Source organism: Paraburkholderia sp. GAS206C (assembly GCF_050435645.1).
Classification (GTDB): Bacteria; Pseudomonadota; Gammaproteobacteria; order Burkholderiales; family Burkholderiaceae; genus Paraburkholderia; species Paraburkholderia phenazinium_B.
Window position 1 is genome coordinate 1 of record NZ_JBNDKR010000023.1, and the last position, 2,705, is coordinate 2,705.

Genomic DNA, 2,705 nt, shown 5'->3' on the forward strand with positions numbered 1-2,705 from the left:
TGGCTTGCGTCGTCGTACTTGACCGCGTTGGCGATGTCGGCGTTGATGCCGTTGATGCCATCCTTGACAGAGGCCATGTCAGCATTCAGACCGTTAATGCCGTCGGTGTTCTGAGCAACCTGGCCAGCCAGACCGTCGATGCCGTCCTTCACCGTTGCCATCTCGCCGTTCAGGCCGTTGATACCGTCCTGGGCACGTGTGTCCACGTCCTTCAACTGCGAAACGTTCACCGCGTCCATGTCGGCAACACCTGCCTTCACGTTCGAGATCGTCGTACCCGTTGCACCGCCCAGCGTGACCTGACCCTTCGTCGCATCGTCGTAGGCAACAAACGCGTTCGTCACATTGCCCGACGTGTCCACGTTCAGGCCTGCGGCCTTCAGCTGCGAAACGTTCACTGCGTCCGTGTCGGCCGTGCCTTCAGACACACCCTTCAGCTGACGCGTGCCTGCCGTGCCCGTGAAGTCCACCACTGTGCCGTCCGTGTTCGCTGCAACCGTGATGTTGCGGCTCGTCGCGTCCTGCTGCACCAGACCGATCTCACCATTGTTGATCTGGTTGGTGATGTTGGTAATGTCGCCGGTGTTCTTGCCGACTTCACCATTCAGACCGTCGATACCATCCTTCACCGTTGCCATTTCACCATTCAGGCCGTTGATACCGTCCTGGGCACGTGTGTCCACGTCCTTCAGTTGGGCAACGTTCACTGCGTCCATGTCGGCAACACCGGCCTTCACGTTCGAGATCGTCGTACCCGTTGCGCCACCCAGCGTGACCTGAGCCTTCGTCGCGTCGTCGTAGGCAACAAACGCGTTCGTCACGTTGCCCGAGTCGTCCGTGTTCAGGCCCGCTGCCTTCAACTGCGCCACGTTCACTGCGTCCATGTCAGCAACACCGGCCTTCACGTTCGAGATCGTCGTGCCGTTCGCACCGTCCAGCATGATCTGGCCGTGGCTTGCGTCGTCGTACTTGACCACATTGGTCATGTCGGCGTTGATGCCGTCGATACCGTTCTGGACAGAAGCCATCTGGCCGTTCAGGCCGTTGATGCCGTCCTTGACCGAGGCCATATCGCCGTTCAGGCCGTTGATGCCGTCCTTGACCGAAGCCATGTCACCGTTCAGGCCATTGATACCGTCCTGGACCGATGCCATCTGACCGTTCAGGCCGTTGATACCGTCCTGGGCACGCGTGTCCACGTCCTTCAGTTGCGAAACGTTCACTGCGTCCATGTCGGCAACACCTGCCTTCACGTTCGAGATCGTCGTGCCAGTTGCACCGCCCAGCGTGACCTGACCCTTCGTCGCGTCGTCGTAGGCAACAAACGCGTTCGTCACGTTGCCCGACGTGTCCACGTTCAGGCCTGCGGCCTTCAGCTGCGCCACGTTCACTGCGTCCGTGTCGGCCGTGCCTTCAGACACACCCTTCAGCTGACGCGTGCCTGCCGTGCCCGTGAAGTCCACCACTGTGCCGTCCGTGTTCGCTGCAACCGTGATGTTGCGGCTCGTCGCGTCCTGCTGCACCAGACCGATTTCACCATTGTTGATCTGGTTCGTGATGTTGGTAATGTCGCCGGTGTTCTTGCCGACTTCACCATTCAGACCGTCGATACCGTTCTGCACCGATGCCATCTGGCCGTTCAGTCCGTCGATACCGTCCTTCACCGTTGCCATTTCACCATTCAGGCCGTTAATGCCGTCCTGGGCACGCGTGTCCACGTCCTTCAGTTGCGAAACGTTCACCGCGTCCATGTCGGCAACACCGGCTTTCACGTTTGCGATCGTCGTGCCGTTCACGCCGTCCAGCGCGATCTGGCCGTGGCTTGCGTCGTCGTACTTGACCACATTGGTCATGTCGGCGTTGATGCCGTCGATACCGTTCTGGACAGATGCCATCTGGCCATTCAGGCCATCGATACCGTCCTTCACCGTTGCCATATCACCGTTCAGACCGTTGATGCCGTCCTGGACCGATGCCATCTGACCATTAAGGCCGTTGATACCGTCCTGGGCACGCGTGTCCACGTCCTTCAGCTGCGAAACGTTCACCGCGTCCATGTCGGCAACACCCGCCTTCACGTTGGCAATCGTCGTGCCGTTCGCGCCGTCCAGGCTGATCTGGCCGTGGCTTGCGTCGTCGTACTTGACCACATTGGTCATGTCGGCATTGAGGCCATCGATACCGTTCTGGACAGATGCCATCTGGCCGTTCAGGCCATTGATACCGTCGGTGTTCTGAGCAACCTGACCAGCCAGACCGTCAATGCCGTCCTTCACCGTTGCCATCTCACCGTTCAGGCCGTTGATACCGTCCTGGGCACGCGTGTCCACGTCCTTCAGCTGCGAAACGTTCACCGCGTCCATGTCGGCAACACCGGCTTTCACGTTTGCGATCGTCGTGCCGTTCGCGCCGTCCAGGCTGATCTGGCCGTGGCTTGCGTCGTCGTACTTGACCACATTGGTCATGTCGGCGTTGATGCCGTCGATGCCATTCTGGACAGAAGCCATCTGGCCATTCAGACCGTCGATACCGTCCTTCACCGATGCCATCTCGCCGTTCAGGCCATTGATGCCATCCTGGGCACGTGTGTCCACGTCCTTCAGTTGGGCAACGTTCACTGCGTCCATGTCGGCAACGCCCGCCTTCACGTTCGAGATCGTCGTGCCAGTTGCGCCGCCCAGCGTGACCTGGCCCTTCGTCGCGTC

The 2,705-nt window shown here is 60.0% G+C and carries 1 protein-coding gene; it reads right to left on the reverse strand.

All coding sequences use genetic code 11. The features are described 5' to 3' along the window. Positions 1-2,705: beta strand repeat-containing protein (locus P3T20_RS37045; protein ID WP_429289455.1), on the reverse strand; the 2,705-nt coding region annotated here is incomplete at both ends.